The organism is Amycolatopsis sp. CFH S0740 (genome assembly GCF_004522315.1).
In the GTDB taxonomy this organism is placed as follows: Bacteria; Actinomycetota; Actinomycetes; order Mycobacteriales; family Pseudonocardiaceae; genus Amycolatopsis; species Amycolatopsis nivea.
In genome coordinates this window covers 118,789-134,724 of the sequence record NZ_SDLS01000019.1, presented here as the reverse complement: position 1 = coordinate 134,724, position 15,936 = coordinate 118,789, and the positions used below count along the sequence as shown (strand labels likewise).

At 67.7% G+C, this 15,936-nt stretch carries 3 protein-coding genes; all 3 read left to right on the top strand.

The window, feature by feature from the left end:
- Genes EIZ45_RS28665 through EIZ45_RS28655 form a run of 3 tightly spaced genes read left to right on the top strand, consistent with a single transcriptional unit; the run spans position 1 to position 15,921 of the window.
- Positions 1-399 (top strand): YbaB/EbfC family nucleoid-associated protein, encoded by a 399-nt coding sequence (locus EIZ45_RS28665; protein WP_043834115.1) that lies wholly within the window; start codon positions 1-3, stop codon positions 397-399.
- Positions 396-1,139, top strand: coding sequence for a hypothetical protein (locus EIZ45_RS28660; RefSeq protein WP_134666750.1), 744 nt, complete (start codon positions 396-398; stop codon positions 1,137-1,139). Before EIZ45_RS28665 ends, EIZ45_RS28660 begins: the two co-directional genes overlap by 4 nt.
- Positions 1,140-1,167: 28 nt before the next feature.
- Entirely contained in the window at positions 1,168-15,921 is a 14,754-nt protein-coding gene (locus tag EIZ45_RS28655) for a hypothetical protein (RefSeq protein ID WP_134666752.1), read from the top strand.
- Positions 15,922-15,936: the final 15 nt, after the last annotated feature.

Below are 15,936 nucleotides of genomic sequence, written 5' to 3'. Positions count from 1 at the left end.
ATGAGCACGCACTACGAAAAGATGCTCGAGGACGCGATGGCCGCTTACCAGCACCAGCGCGACCATTTCGACCAGGCCCGCCAGGACGTCGAAACCGCCACCAGCACCGTCACTTCGGCTCGCCGCGAGGTGACCGCGACCGTCGGCCGTACCGGCGAATTGACCGAACTTTCCTTCCCCACCAGCGCGTACAAACGCATGGCTCCCGCCGAACTGGCCTCGGTGATCGTGCAGACCGTCTCCGCCGCCCGGCAGAAATCCGTCGCCGCGGCCGCGGAAATGATGGCGCCCATGCTGCCGCCGGGCATTTCCGCGGAGGATCTGATGAGCGGAAAAGTGGACGTCAACGCCCTGTTCTCGGCGCGGGTGCCGGGATTCGACGAAGGGAACCTGCCGTGACCGACCAATTTTTCGTCGACGCCGACGGCCTGGACGGAGGCCGCGACGGCTTCGACGGCAAGAGCGCCGAACTGCGCACGCTGGCCCAGCGGGTGCAAAGCCTGGCGAACCCCAGCCGGATCCAGGACGCGGCCGGGAATGACAAGAACGGCAACGAATTCTCCAAAACCCACATCCAGTCGGCGGCCGAGATCTACAACGGCATCAACGCGTGGGCACTGGCGGTGGAAGCGACCCGCGACGCGATCGGCGACATGGCGACGTCGTTCCGCGAGGCCGACCAGGGTGCTTTCGACGGGTCGAATGCCCTGTTCAAGAACTTCACCGACCTGCACGAGAAGGTCACCAAGGCCGACCCCGGCGGCGGTTCGGACGCCCCTCCGACCGAGTACCGGCGCGGCGTGCGAATCCAAAACAGAGTGCTGGGCAAATCCCCGGAAGCCGAAGACGGCGACTGGACCGCCGCGAAGAGCGTCCGGGCCCGGATTCCGGATCGCGGCCAGGAGCCGTTGCCTGACGAGGAACCGCGTTTGAAGCACCTGTCGATCGGACGCCCGGTTCAGCACAAGGTCGTGACCCCGCTGCAGCCGACCGAATCGACCGTCTTCGTCCGCTCGCAAAAGCCGGTGGACGCGGTCGAGGGCGAAGTCACACACCCTCTGGAGCCCGCCGAACTCTGGGAACCCGCGAAGTCGATCCCCGCCCAGCCGCCGATCACCCCGGAAGAACCTGTTTCCTGATTTTTCGCGCTAAGGAGGTGCCCCCGCGATGAGTCTCATGGTGGACCCCAGCCTGAACTGGGTGTTCTACATCATCGCGGGCGACGCCTGGCCGCAGGGCGACGAGGACAAAGCCCGCGAACTGGCCGCCGAGTGGGATCAGGTCGCGCAGGAGATTTCCGCCGCTGGAACCGGTTTCAGCCAGCTGGCGGAGCAGGTAGTGTCCAATGTGGGCGGTGAGGTAGCGACCAACTTCGCCGACTACGCCAACAAACTCAGCACCATGGGCGCCGGTTTCTCCTACCGTGCCCAGCAGCAGGCCGCCGCCCTGCGCGAATACGCGTTGAATGTGGAAAACGCCAAATACGGCATCCTCATCTCCATCGCGGTCACCGCAGCGGATCTGATCTGGGCGATGACGAACCCGTTCACCGCCCCGCTGATCCCGGGAATCTGGGCAGCCGGGCGGACCGCGGTGATGCAGATCGAACGCTCGCTGATGTCGCGCCTGATGAGCCTGCTGTCGAGGGTCGCGCGAGAGGCCGCGCAGGAAGCCGCGGAAGAGGCGGCGGAGGAGATGCTGGCCGAGTTCATCCAGATCGCGCAGGGCAACCGGGACGGCTTCGACTGGAAACAAATCGGCCAGAACGCCGCGCTGGGCGCGATCGGCGGCGCGTTCGCCGCGGGCGCGCACAGCGGCCTGGGCAAATGGGGCCACAACGTCTTCGGCGCGGCCGGCGTCGAAGCGGCTACTGAGGTGGTAGTCGGCCTGGCCGGCGCGGGTTTGTTCGGCGGAGACCTGGACAGCCTGGGCTGGGGCGCCCTGAACGGCGGCCTCAGCGGCGCTGCGACTCACGGTGCCCATCACGCGGGCCAAAACCTGCACGACAAACTCACCGGCGGCGGTGGCGGCGGTGAGGGGAAGGGCCCGAACGACCCCGGCGGGGAGAACGGGACCGGGAACATCAAGGTGGACCCGGTCAACGGCCCTAACGGCCTTGGCGGTTCCGGCGATCCGAGGGGTCTCGGCCCTGGCGATTCGGGCGGCTCCGGTCCTGGTGGCTCTGGCCCTGGCGGCTCCAACGGCTCTGGCCCCCATGGCTCCGGCGGCACCGGCCCTGGCGGCGCTGGCCCTGGCGGCTCCAACAGCTCCGGTTCCCATGGCTCCGATGGCACCGGCCCTGGTGGCACCGGCTCCGGCGGCACCGGCCTGGGCGGCACCAACAGCTCCGATCCACACGGCTCCGGCGGCTCCGGTTCCCGTGGCTCTGGCCCTGGTGACGCCAACGCCCCCGGCAATTCCGGCCCGGGCGGCGCTAATAGTTCCAGCAACTCCGGCAACAACGCCCCGCACAGCGACGGCCAGAACAACTCCACCTCCCCAGACACCAACTCCGCCAGCAACTCGCCTGGCAGCCAGAACTCCCCCAACGGCTCGACGACCGGCGGTGCCTCGAACTCCGCGCCCGGCACGCCCAACCCCACACCCGACGCACACTCGACGAACGGCAACCCGTCGACCGGAGACCCCGCCACCAACTCAAGCTCAGCGAACGCCTCCCACACCCCAACCTCACCCGGTGCCAACTCCCCTTCAACGGGCGACCCCAACTCCGCGAACAACGCCCCCCACTCCGACCCCACCACCAGCAACGCTCCCGCGAACGGCTCGGCCAGCAATCCCGCGCCGCAGTCACCCGGCAGCAACCCCGCTGGTTCGTCCGGCAGCACGAACGACAACACCCCCGCCACTGGCTCGACCCCTCCCAGCAGCGGCCCCAGCACCGGAAACCAGGGCGGGAGCAACACCACCAGCCCCACCCCCGACCAGAACCCCGGCACGAATGGCGGCCACAACACTGGCCCTGGCACGAGCGCTGGAAACCCGAGCACCAGTCCCGACGCAAATGCCGGAAACCCCAGCACTAGTCCGAACCCCGGGGCAAACACCAATCCCAGTGGCAGCACAAGCCCGTCAACCAGCACAAACACCAGCCCAGGCTCCACTCCCGCCAGTCAAGGCACGAACGGTGCCGACCACCACGCCGCCCCGCCGCCGTCCACGCCGGACTCGGTCAAGACCGGGACCCCCACCCCGCCACCGTCCACACCCACCCCCGCCGGGCCACGAGACTCGACCCCCTCGACGGCGGATTCACCGGCCAACCCCGCCACCAGCCCATCACCGAGCGGCCACCCTGTCTCGCCGCCCGCGACCGGCGGCACCCACACGCCCACCCCGCACCACGACACCGGACTCCCCGGCTTCGGCGGCCAGAACGCGTCCCCGGACTCCGCCACCGACAACAGCCAGGCGAACGGCTCCTCGAACCCGAAGCCCCACCCCGGTCCGGACACCGCCCCCAACCCCTCCGGCCACACCGGCCCGGTCCCCGCGACCAACGCTTCTTCACACTCGTCACCCGGCCCGAACGTCACAGCCTCCCCGACCCCGTCCGCTCAGCACGGCCCCGAGACCAACTCATCCCCCGACTCCGTCCGCACCCCGAACACCAGCCCGAGTTCCACCAGCACCAACCCGGACCCGGCGACCGCCCAGCAGACCAAGCCGGTGCCTCCGCCGACGTCAACCAGCGTCAAGGGCATCGACTCCACCCCAAGCCCCTCCCCGAAAACCACCGTCGACGGCCCGAACCCCGCCACCGACCCGAGCCCCATCCGGACCTCGGTCACCGGCCCGACGACCGGCAACCTCAACCCGGCAACCAACCCGGGCTCCAGCACCGATCCGAACCCAGCCGCTAAACCCGTCTCGAGCCCTGCCCCCGGTCCGGAGCCGACGACCAAGCCGAGCCCCACCCCGGACCCGAGCCCCACCGCCGACCCGAGCGCCCACAGCAATCCGGCCACCAACCCCAGCCCAAGCCCGGCCCCCAGCCCGGATCTGGCAGCGAAGCCCAGCCCCGCCGCGGATCTGAATCTCACCCCGTCTCCCAACCCGAACGTCACTCCCAACCCGGGCACCGATTCGCATCCCGCCACTAACTCCGACCCATCTCCGGCGACCAAGCCCAGCCCCGCCACAAACCCGAACAACGCTGGCAACCTGGGCACCCGCACCAATCCCCATCCGGCCACCAACCCGAGCCCGACTACACACCCGGACCCGGCCGCCAACCCGAGCCCGGCTACCCGGCCGGACCCGGCCAGCAATCCGAACCTGGCACCGTCTCCGGGCCCGAACCTGACCACCAACCCGGATCCGAAGACAGGCACTAACCCCGCTGCCGAACCCAGCTCGAGGCCGAACGCTCCCGGCAGTCCAAGCCCTGACCGCTCCGCCAATCCCACCGGTGACCCGGTCACCGATTCCAGCCCGAAGCCGTCCGCCAACCCGGCGCCGGCCGTGAATCCGCGCGCAGCCACATCACCGAAACCCGGCTCGGATTCCACCAGCTCTGCGAAGCCCCAGCCGACTCCGGACGACGCCAACAACAACCAACCGCCGAACCCGGCGAAGCCGATCGGCACGAAGCCCACTCCGGCCCCGCGCTCCCGCGACAACACCACGCCGCGCCGGGACCTTCACACTCCAGTCGCGTCACCCAAGAGGCCCGCGGCAACACCCGAGAGCCCCAACCTCCACACCCCAGTCGCAGCGCCCAAAAAGCCCGCGACAACACCCCAAAGCAGCAACCTCCACACCCCAGTCGCAGCACCGAAAAAGCCGACCCCCGCCGCCGGCCCGGGGCCGAATGTCGGCAAGCAGCCGCCTATCACCGGCGGGAAGGGCGACTTCGCTCAGCACCTCAAGAACTTCAAGTTCACCGTCGTGCACGAAACCGGCATCATCGGCAACCTCGGCACCCGCAACGAGAACAACCAGGACAGCATCGGCGTCGTAGCCACCGTCGCCGCGACTCCGGACGACAATCTCCAGGCCATCGCGGAAAAGTACGCAGGCGGGTTCACCGGGAACTCCGCCGACGGACGGTTCGGCCTGGTCATCGGGATCAACGGCACACCAGGCTCGGAACAAGCGATCAACCAGAAAATCCAGCAATTCCAGAATACCTGGGACAACCGCTTCCCGGTAGCGATTATCGGATTCACTTGGAAACACCCGAGCAACCCGAACATCGACCAGAAGACCATCCCGTACGGCGGCATCCGCGAAACGATGGTCCGGAATCCAGTCACCGAACAGCTCGTCGGGCAAATCCGCGAAGCGGGCGGGATCAACGAGGTCTACCTGCACACCGGCGACGCCGACGTCCACTCCTTCAACACCCGCACCGGGCCGCTGTTCGACGCGGTCAATACCGTGGTCCAGCAGAACCCCGAAGGGCCGCCCGAGGTGATCAGCGGCGGGTACAACGTCCGGCCCGAGGACGGGGATCTCGCGAATCGCGCAGCGCAACTGGATCTCGACGTCCGGCAGGCGCTCGCCGGGGTCGATTCTCGGGCGGTTTACTTCCCGGAGCCGAACACTTTTGTCCGGATGGAGGGCAACAGGCTCGAGAACGACGCGACTTTTGGCACCAAGAATCCGAACACGGGGAATTTCGATTACGGAGCCAAAGAAGGCCAGGGTCTGGTCGATTCAGTGCTGTCGCAACGCAATCCGAGCTGGCAATACAGCGACCATCCGACGGCGATCGCGAAGTTCTCGTCCGATCTTGCCATCCAGACCAACGGCACCCGGATCGCGAGCAAGGTCGGCACCGATCCGAACGGGATCACCGCACTGACTCAAAGCCACGCCAACGAAACGACGTGGTCCGACCTCCTCGGCCACTATCTCGGCAACCACACGACGCTCGATCCCAATCTGGCGAAGATCGCCGCGAAAGCCGCGTTCCACGGGATCACTCCGAGCGGGCCGAATCCGAACCGGCCGGAGGTGTTTTCCGAGGTTGTCGCGAATCTGCCCAAGAACGAGCGCATGTCGCTGGTCAAAGGCATGAAGGAGAACGTCGAGGACGGCAAGAAGCTCGCCGATCTGACGCTCGCCACCCGGCAAGCGCTGGTCGACAATCTCAGCGGCAATCGTCCGGCGAACACGCAGACTCCCGCTGCTGCGCCCAAAAACAATGGGCAGGCAAAGGAAACGCCGAAGCCGAATCCGAAGACGCTGCCCGGGCCGAAGGACTGGAACGGTCGTCGCGACACTGCGCCGGTCACGCGGTTTTCCTCGGAGCGGTTCGATCCGATCAAGAAGATCGCCGATCAATTCACCGGAAACCGCGACGGGCTCAAGGGCGGGCAACTCGCCGGGGCGATGGCGCACATCCGGTTCGACGTGCGCCGGTTCGAGATCGCGCCGGGCCAGTGGGTGCGCGAGCACACCATCCCGATCGACCTGACCTCGCATTCCGGGTCGGTCACGCCCCAGCAGCGAGAGCAATTCGTCCAGGACCTTCGGCAGCATCTCGAGGACTGGGTCAACCAGTCGTCCCGGCTGCCCGGCGGAGACCAGCTGCATCTCCGGCTCGACGTCCGCGTCGCCGACGACATCCACCCGGACGACACCGGCTGGCAGGCTGACCCCAGCCGCCGGGTCCCGGTCAACGTGCACGATTCCACTGTGGACCCCGACACCCCGGACACGAACCAGCTCAACTGGGACGTCCACGACTCGCCCTTCGGCGTCACGCACGAGCTGATGCACTTCATCGGTCTCGGCGACGGCTACAAGAACGACGAAATTCTCTTCAACCGCCAGGACCAGCCTGGCGTGATGGGGCCGGACGCGTGGCACGATTCGCGGCTCAACCCGGGCAACCTCGCGCAGATCGAGCAGGTCTCGAACACCGCGAACATCCGCGACCACCACCTCGGCGACGCCCCCGCGCCGAACCCGACGCCGCACCAGGACGACCACCGCTCGGAGCCGGATCCGGACGGCAGGCCGAACCTGCACACCCCTATCAAGGCCCCGCAACCCGACAGCCAAACACCGAACCAGGACCACGCTCAGCCCGGGCCAGACCACAACGCCCCCACGAACACAGCGGAGCAAAACCAGAACCAGCAGGACGCCGTACTCGTAGCGGACGAGCAATCCGAGGAGGAGCCCGACACCCGTCCCCTCGCCGACCGGCTGCCCGAGTTCGTCCGCGACGGCAAAGCGCTCGGCTCCGTGGTCCCGGTCGACGTCCGCGGCGCCAAAGACGTCGGCACGAGCATCGAAAACCTGATCCAGCGCCTCAACCCGAAGCAGCAGAACCCGCCGCAAATACACGGCATCGACGCGATCACCGATTCCCTGTCCGGCCCTGAGTTCGAGTCCTTTATGGGCGACGGCCGCAAGCAAATGGTGCGCGCCGGCGAGAAATGGTACGAGGTGCACGTCACCGCGGAGCCGGACTTCAGCTCCGTCAACGCCGACCAGATCACCAAACTCCCGCAACCGACCATCGGCGACGTCAAGAACGAGGTCAAGACCACCCACGCAAGCCCGAACACCGACACTACCGCGAAAGTCGTCGGCTCCTCGTACTTCGCGTTGTTCCCGGCCGGACCGTACGCGTCCGTCGGCGGCACCGCGCAGCTCGCCAGCCCGTCCGCGGAGCACACCGGCACCACGACCGGGACCGACCAGCGGGTGATCCGCACGGCGGGCGACATGCAGCGGGCCGACGCTCCGGTCACCTACCGCATCACGGTCCGCAACGAAACCGGCGGCCTGGTTGGCTCCACAGTGGACGGACAAGTTGGACTCGTCCTCTCCACCGACCTGTCCAACCTGAAGCAGGAACCGACGGTCGGGCCCGCGGAGCCGAAGCCGGACTGGGCCAAGAAGATCGAATTCCTTTCGCCGGAAGCGGTCGACTTCGACGAGAACGCGCTCTTCGATCAGGTGAGCAAGAACCTGCATCCGTCGGTGACCAAATTCGGCGCCCCGGGCCGTACCTCGTTGCGGGAATTCCTCAGCCGCGGCGGGGTGCGCAGCATGCTCGGCACCGCGATGCAGGGCAGCCCGGTGGTGTCGAACGACCTGCTCAGCCCGCACGGTGCCCACCGTGACGCGGTACAGCTGGCGGCGCGGCCGACGAAGGTCGAATACCTCGGCACAATCCCTGGCGACAGCGAACTGCGCTTCAACGATTCCTCGGTAAACGGCGGAAGCACCACCGTCTCGTCGAAATACGGCGGCGAGGTCAATGCGATCTTCGGCGGCGGTTCCTATGTACCCGGGACGGTCGGCGGCGTCGGCGGGGTCAGCGGCAGTTATTCCCGGAAGGTCAATCAACAGTCCACAAGCGGCACCAGCTTCACCAACAAGTCCACAGTGAACGCGAAGGGCGACATCGGCCTGTACAAGGTCACCGTCGACCTCGATGTCACCACCTCAACCGGGGAAACGACCACGATCCAAGCCACTTCGTACACGCGAATGGGCTTGCCCGAGGCGAAAGCCCAGGGGCTTCCGGTGCCGAAGAAGACCTCGCCGAAGTTCAAGGACGTCGGCGCGCGCTACGAACCGCCCTATCTCGCGGCGGCCATGGCGGCGGGCACGGCGCGGCCCGGATCGTTCGAACCGGCGACGCGCGTCCAGCCGCAGATCGAAAACGCGCTGCGGAACCTCCCGGGTGCGGACAAGTTCCTGCCCCGCTGGGACAAATTCCAGGGCGACAACCAAGGCTCCAGCCGGGACATCTCCGAGCGGTTCGCGAACCTGCGGAAGATCGCCTCCACGTTCTCGGTCGCCTCGCTGCGGGGCAAAATGGACAGTCTGTTCACGCAAGGCGTTTCAGCGCAGTTGAAGCGGCGCGGGCTGTTCACCGACGAATACATCAACGTCACGGTGAAGGCGAAGCCGGGACCTGGCCGTCACCTCGGTCAGGCGGACGGCCGTTCGGTCAAGAACAGCAACGAAACCAGCCCCTCGCTGACCAGCGCGACCACCACCGAACGAGGCTGGTCGGTCGGTCTCGAAGGCCGCGTGATCATTCCGGGCGCCAGTGCCGGCGCGAACCTCGGCATCAGCCCGACCGTCAGCCCGCTGCAGTACTCGGACAACCGGACCTGGAAGAATTCCGGTGGCCCGACGGTGACCACGACGACCGGCAAGGGCGGCAGCCCGGATTCGCAGGTCTTCGAGCACGACGTCGAGTTCGAGGTCGAGATCACCAGCTACACCCGCCACCGGCCGTGGGTGCGGCGGCTGACGCCCGGCTCGCCGTTCCGGGTCACGCCGAAGGTGTCCACAGTGGCCAAAACCGGCGATCCCGGCCTGCCGAAGATCGACGGCAAAGTCGACTTGTGGATCAACGACGGCGCCGCGCTCGCCAAGGACCCGGCCGAATTCACACCGGGCAAGCCGGGCGTCGTCTCGATGTCGCCGAACGATACCCCGAGCATCGACGACCTGCTGACCCAGCAGCAGAACCAGACGCCGCCGAAGTTCCTGCACGTGGAAGCGTTTGCGAACACCGAGGCGCTGCGGGACGAGGCGCTGCGCCAGCTCCAGCGCGCGGCCGGCGGCGACGCGGTGCTCGGCCTGCCGGGCAGCGAAGCGCGCGCCCGCGTGGACCGGATGTTCTCCCCGGAAAACTTCCGCGGCCTCACGCCGAAGCTGCTCAAGCAGGGCGGTACCGCGAACGGATTCCGCTACGACCGCCGCGTCGCGGACCGAGTCGGCGGCCTCGGCGTGGGCGTCTCGCTGAGCAATCCGAAGCTCGTCGCGGTTTCGGAAACCGGCGGCGGGGACCGGACGTATTCCGGCGGCTCGAAAGCCAGTTACGAAGGCACGCACAAGCAATCCGTCGAAGCCAACGTGCAACTCGGCCTCACCATCCGGCCGCCGGGCAGCGACACCCACGGCCAGGGCCAGTTCTTCGGCACCGCGAAATGGAGCCCGTGGCAGCGCAGCTCCGGTTCGTCCCAGGAGATCACCGCGAGCGTCGACCACACCAACCGGTCCTCTTCGGACAGTCGCACCGTGCTGGTGCAGTACGATTCGAATGTCCGGCTGATCGCGGAAAGCCGCCAGGAAGGCCTGGTCAACGGATCGATTTCGCGCGCGGGTGCGGACGTCCATCTGCCGGGTTCGGTCTTCGTGGCGATGACCGAGGACGAGGCACGCGCGGAAGGATTGCTGCCGCCGGTCGAACCGCGCACCCCGGCACCCGGCACACTTTCGGCTCCGCCGCTGGTAGGCGGCAAGTCCAGCTCGCTCGGCTCGGCGGTGCTGGAAGACGCACCCAACCTGACGAAGCTGGTGCAGGACGCCCGGCAGCAGCTCGGCAAACTCGGCGACAGGCTGCTGCCGAAATCGGTGCTGAACGATTCGATGAACAACCTCCAGCGCACGCTCGACACTGCCTCTCCGGAAGCAGTCACGTCCCTTGTGGACAGTGCGCTCGACGGCGGCGTGTCCTTGCTGGCACAAGACGCGGGCGTGCTCTGGACCGACAATTACCAATTGCAGCTCAAAGCGAAGATCCTCGACACGCAGTTCCTGGGCGTGAAGCACGACGGCAGCGAGGTCGACCACGTCGTCAACTCGACTCAGACGGACAAAAAGAATTCCGGCCACGGCTCGTCTTACGGCGGACAAGTACGAGGCGCGGGCCGCGGTCTGTTCCAGGACAGCCAGCCCAAGGTCAGCGGCTACGACGGCGCGTACCTCGGCGCTACCGGGACCCGCGCGAAGACCGACCAGACCGTCGAGGCCAAGACCACGACCACCGCGTTGACCTCCTCCTCGAGCGGACCGTCGGCGCGGTACCAGCACCAGGTCCAGTTCGAGCTGGTCGTCGCCCGGGACGGGCGCACCTACCCGGTCGCTTCGCAGGAGGCGACCGTGACGTCGCGGTCGTCCGCGGACGACCACCGGATCTCCGGCGACGAGCAGTACCACACCAAACTGTACGGATCGCGGACGACCGAACTCAGCGCCACGGAGTCCACTCAGGACCGTCTCCAAGCGTGGCAGCAGGAAGGTTTCGGTCCCCTGCCGAAGTCTTCGACCGTGGAAGGGATCCGTGGCGCCGCGGATGTGCGGGCCGGCGCCATCCGCGCGTTGCGGCTCGCCGGCGCGGGCAACGGCCTCACCGGACCCGGCACTGGCGCGCACAACACGCTCTCGTCCTCAATCACCAACGAAACGCTGCAAGCGCATCTGCCGAACATGGTCGGCAAACCCTTCGCGACCCCGGATCTGCATTCCTCCGCGGTAACCGGCAGCAGCCACGCCTCGGTGAAGGTCTACACCCGCGTGGTGAAACCGGATCTGACCGGACTGAGCGATTCGGTCAAATTGGAGCGTTCGGACCAATCCGGATCCACTTTCACCGGCGAGGCCAAGGAAACGGTCACCGGCGAACAGCAGGGCAATATCGGCACCGGCGGCATCACCGACCCGGGCCGGAACACGCATGCCTGGGGCGGGCTCGACGTGCGCGGCCCGGTCGGGCAAAGCGATCCGACGTCCAGCACCGCCGCGGCGCAGCGGTCCGTCGTCGGCAAGGACAAGGGCCGGACCGGGCTGGTCGGGTTCGACGTCGAGTACCGGATCGTCGCGACGGTCGACGGCAAGACCGCGGCGGTCGAGGTGCGGGTGCCGCAGTCGTCGCGGACGCGGATGAGCGAAACGGACCTGGAACAGTCGCTCGGCCAGCCCTTGCCGGAGACGCTCACCTCGGCGCAGGACGCGGTGAAGAAGGCCGCCGAGGATTGGCGCACGGCGGAAGAGGAACTCGAAAAGGCACAGCGCGACTACGACGATGCGTGGCTGTCCGAAAACGACAACGTCCGCACTACGACCGACGGCGCACGCGGGCTGCACCTCCCGGCCGACGGCAATCCCGTGCAGCAAATGCGGCAAGCCGTACAGACGGCGCAGAACGAAGCTCGCGACGTGGGCCAAGCCTTGCGCGCAGGCAATGACGAGATCACCCGGCTCAACGAACTCGACGAGCAGCTTCTGTCGCTGGCTCTCGGCGAGGAACCGGGTTCTGTCGACCAAAGCGATCTGGTCGCGAGGGCCTGGGACGCGCAACGGCAGGTCCAGCAGATCCGGAACGAGCAGGCGAACCTGGTCCAGCAGCGGCAGGCCGCGCAGGATCGCGCCGCGGAAATCCTGGCTGTGCTGGACGAGTACCGCAACAATCACACCGACCACACCGCGCGGCAGGACGATGCGGCCAACCGGATCCAGGAAGCCCGCGACAAAGCCGACGAGGCGCTGCGGAAATGGTGGCAGGCTAAGTCCGAAGTGGACAGCCAGCTCAACGCGCACACCTGGCCGCGTCCGGCGGAGAACACTGTCGAAGAACATCGCGAAGGCACTGTCGAAGCGAACGACACAGTGTCCGGTTGGGACACTGACACCGACCGGCCGTACAGCTTCGACCCGCACGACATTCAGGTCCGCCAGATCACCGACGCCTCCGGCCGGGTTCGTGCTGTCTCGTTCCTTCCGGCGAACGAGCACACCGAAAGCGTCGAACGAGACTGGGTAGCCAGCAATTCCGGTACGGTCAGCACCCTTCCGGAGGGCGCGACGCCGGAGAAGTTCGATCCGCTTCTGAAGCAGGCCAACGCCAACGGGGCCACGCCGGAACTGTCCGGCCGCCGGTTCGGCGAGTGGGCCGACCACACCGCGGCACCGTGGGACGACGACTCCCTCTTCGTTTTCGCCCACGGACGCGAACAGTCGGTCAAGGTGACTTTGCTGGGCGGCAAGACTGTGCGAGTCGACGGCGATACGTTCGCCCGGATCGTCGCGCAGGCCGCGCCGCTGGCGCAGTCCCATTCGGTCACGCTCATCGCGTGCAGCACCGGCCAGACCGACGGACCAGGCGGCCTGGCCCACGACTTCCAGCGAGCACTCAGCGAACTCGGCGGTCCGTCCACAGTGCACGCGCCGACCAAGCCTGCGTTGTTCGGCCGGGATTCGGCGACACTCGGCAAGGCCATCGGCGCGAAGGACAGCTTCACCGCAGTCACCGACGGCGGGCATTTCCACACCTTCGGCGACCCTTCAGTGCAGTCCACAACAGACAGCGCGCCGCCCGTCGAGGAAACCCGCTATTCCTCGCCCGAGGACCTCGTGGCAGACCTTCGGCAGACCGCGGTCAACGGTCCGGCGCCAGCGCCGTTGCTGGGACCAGACCTGTTCGGCCTGTACCGCGCCCCGGAACCGCCGGAATTCCTGCGCGGACACGACTTCCGGACCCTCACCGCCGGACAGGGCATCAGCTTCCTGGACCTGCTGGACCTCGCCAAGGGCTACCAGCTGAGCAGCGAACACTTCGATCCCGCCAACCTGGACGACAATCGCGACTGGACCCTCGAGAAGGAACGACCCGACGAGAAACTGTCCACATGGGCGCCCGGCAACGTCGAACCGCTCGCCAAGACGACGTCCACCCCCTTGCTGATGCACTCGATCTGGCTGGGCGGACCGCTCAAGGACACCGGCACGATGCACGCCTTCCGCCGCAACTTCGGCGACGCGGCGGACCGGCTCGGCGACGGCATCGTCCCCGTACTGTGGACGGACGTCCCGCGCTGGCAAACCGAACTGGCTCTGACCACCACCGCCCCGGAAGAGGGCCCGGATCCGCTGCACGACGTCCGGGACCTGCTGCGCTGGGCCGGCGAGCACCGCGTCCAACTGGTCAATGTGGACGAAGTGTTCACCAGCGAGCATCCCATGCGGACACAGGAGTTCTATCTGTCCGAAGTGGCCAAACAGACCGGCCCAGGGTTCGCGGCGGCGAGCGACATCCTGCGGCTGGAGCTGATGCACCGGTTCGGCGGTCTCTACACCGACGGCGACAATGTCGTGCACGGCCTGGACGACGTCGTCCGCGCCGCCGAGTCCGACGCCGGCTACGCGGTGCACCGGGTCGGCGGGAACATCGCGAACTCGGCGTTCACCATGTCGAAAGGACACCCGTTCGCCTCGTCCTATTTGGACCAGCTGCGGGACAACTACGGGCAGACGCAAGCGAATCTGATGCCGCGCGAAGTGGACTCGCTCGGCCAGGGCTTCTTCGCCACGCCGCTGGGCCGGGTGCACCGGCAGTCGGTGATGTACCGTTCCGGCCCGGTCGCGATGACCGAAACGGCCCGGCGGATCGGCCTGAGCTCCGCGCTCGAACTCCCGGGCATGACGGAGATCCGGATGAACAGCGACCACAGCTGGCTCCTGCCGCCGCAGGGCGATCCGGCCCCGCTGGCGGACCGGTTCGAGACGCTGGAGCTAACCCAGCGCGTGATCCAGACGCTGGTGCGCGGCCTGCACAACCGGGACGGTGACCTGCATCTGACCGCGGTCGAACCCGCGGTGCGCCGGCACGCCGACCCAGATCTGGTGTGGCACGCGGCGTTGTCCTACATCGCGGCGAACCCGGAGCTGTCCGCCCTCGTCCGCACCGTGACCGACCGCAGCAGTTACACCGGCAAGGTGCACGACGTTCCGCTCCCGCCCGCTGCCCGCGCGCTGCTGACCGTCGACGACAGCCGCGTGCACTACCACCTCGGCGAGGTCCAGCGCGGCGCGACGATGCAAGCCGCAGACGCCGTCCTGGTGGCAGATACGCCGCTGGATAACCTGATCTCCCGCCTGCGTTCGACGGACGGCCCGGTCCCGCCGGTCGAGGTCACCGGAACCGGACCGAACGGCCGAGCACACGCCACCGCCGCGGCGCGCGAACTGGCCGGCAAGCTCGCCGATGCCTTGGGTTCCGACGTGCTGGACCGCGTCCCGGTGAAGATCCGAGTGTCCGAGGGGGACGGTCAAGTCAGGATCGCTTTCGGCCCGGGTATGTCGACTGGCACGCCAACGCCGAGGGTTTTCCGCGGCCTGGACGACTCCCCCGCACCCGCGACACCTCGGCCATGGACACCTGACGGCCGTACCGTGGGGGTCCACTACGGACCGTCCGATGTGTCCGTCCCTAATGGATCGTCCTTCTTGACCACTGACGCAACAGCGATCCGAAACTTCACCGAGCAGTTGCGTATCGACGGCACAGACCGTCCAGCCGACGCCGTCCGGCTGCCCGCGGCCGAACACCCGACTGCGGATTACTTGCTCAGCGGCACCCCCGACGCGGACCTGATGATCGAAGAACTGGTGCGCACCGCCACGCACCGCTGGTGGTTCCGTCCGACGCCGCCGGCCGGGCCGATCCCGCTGAACGACCGGGACGGCACCGCCAAGCTGCTCGGCTGGGTGCTCGCGGAACTCGGCCGCGGCGAATCGGCGGCTTCCCTCGCCGAGGACGTCGCGCGGCACGAACGACCGGACCTGATCTGGACCGCCGCCCGCGAACTCGCCGCGCTGTCCCCGCAACACGCCGACCTGGCCGAGCAGCACGCCGTCCTCCATCTGCACGGCGTGACCGACACCTTGCTGGGCAAGCCGGACGCCGCCGGAGTGCTCTCCGACCTCGCCCAAGCGACCCGAGACGGCGCGGACGTCACGCGGATCGCCGAGGCAGTCGAGGTCCTGGAACGGCATGGCGCCCTGGACGCCGTCCTGAGCGCCCCCGGCGGCCGAGCCTTGCTGCTCGAAGAACTCACCCGGCTCGCCAACCGTCCGAACCCCGATGGTTACGCCCGCGACCTGGCCGCCGTCATCCAGAAACTGGCCGCGAAGGATCTGCCCGCGGCCGCCTTCCGCACTGCGCTGCGGAATGCCCTCGACGGCCCGAGGACGCGCCCGAGGCCGCACCGGCTGAGCGTCGTCGGGCTGGGCTGGCTGGACCGTTGGCATACGGCCGCAGCCATCCGCCGGTACCAGGCGGAGGAACGCGCGGCGTCCGCTCGCCAGGCCGCTGAACTGGCCGAACTGGCGCAAGGAAGTCCCAGCCATGAGTGAAGCCCGCCCGGTAGA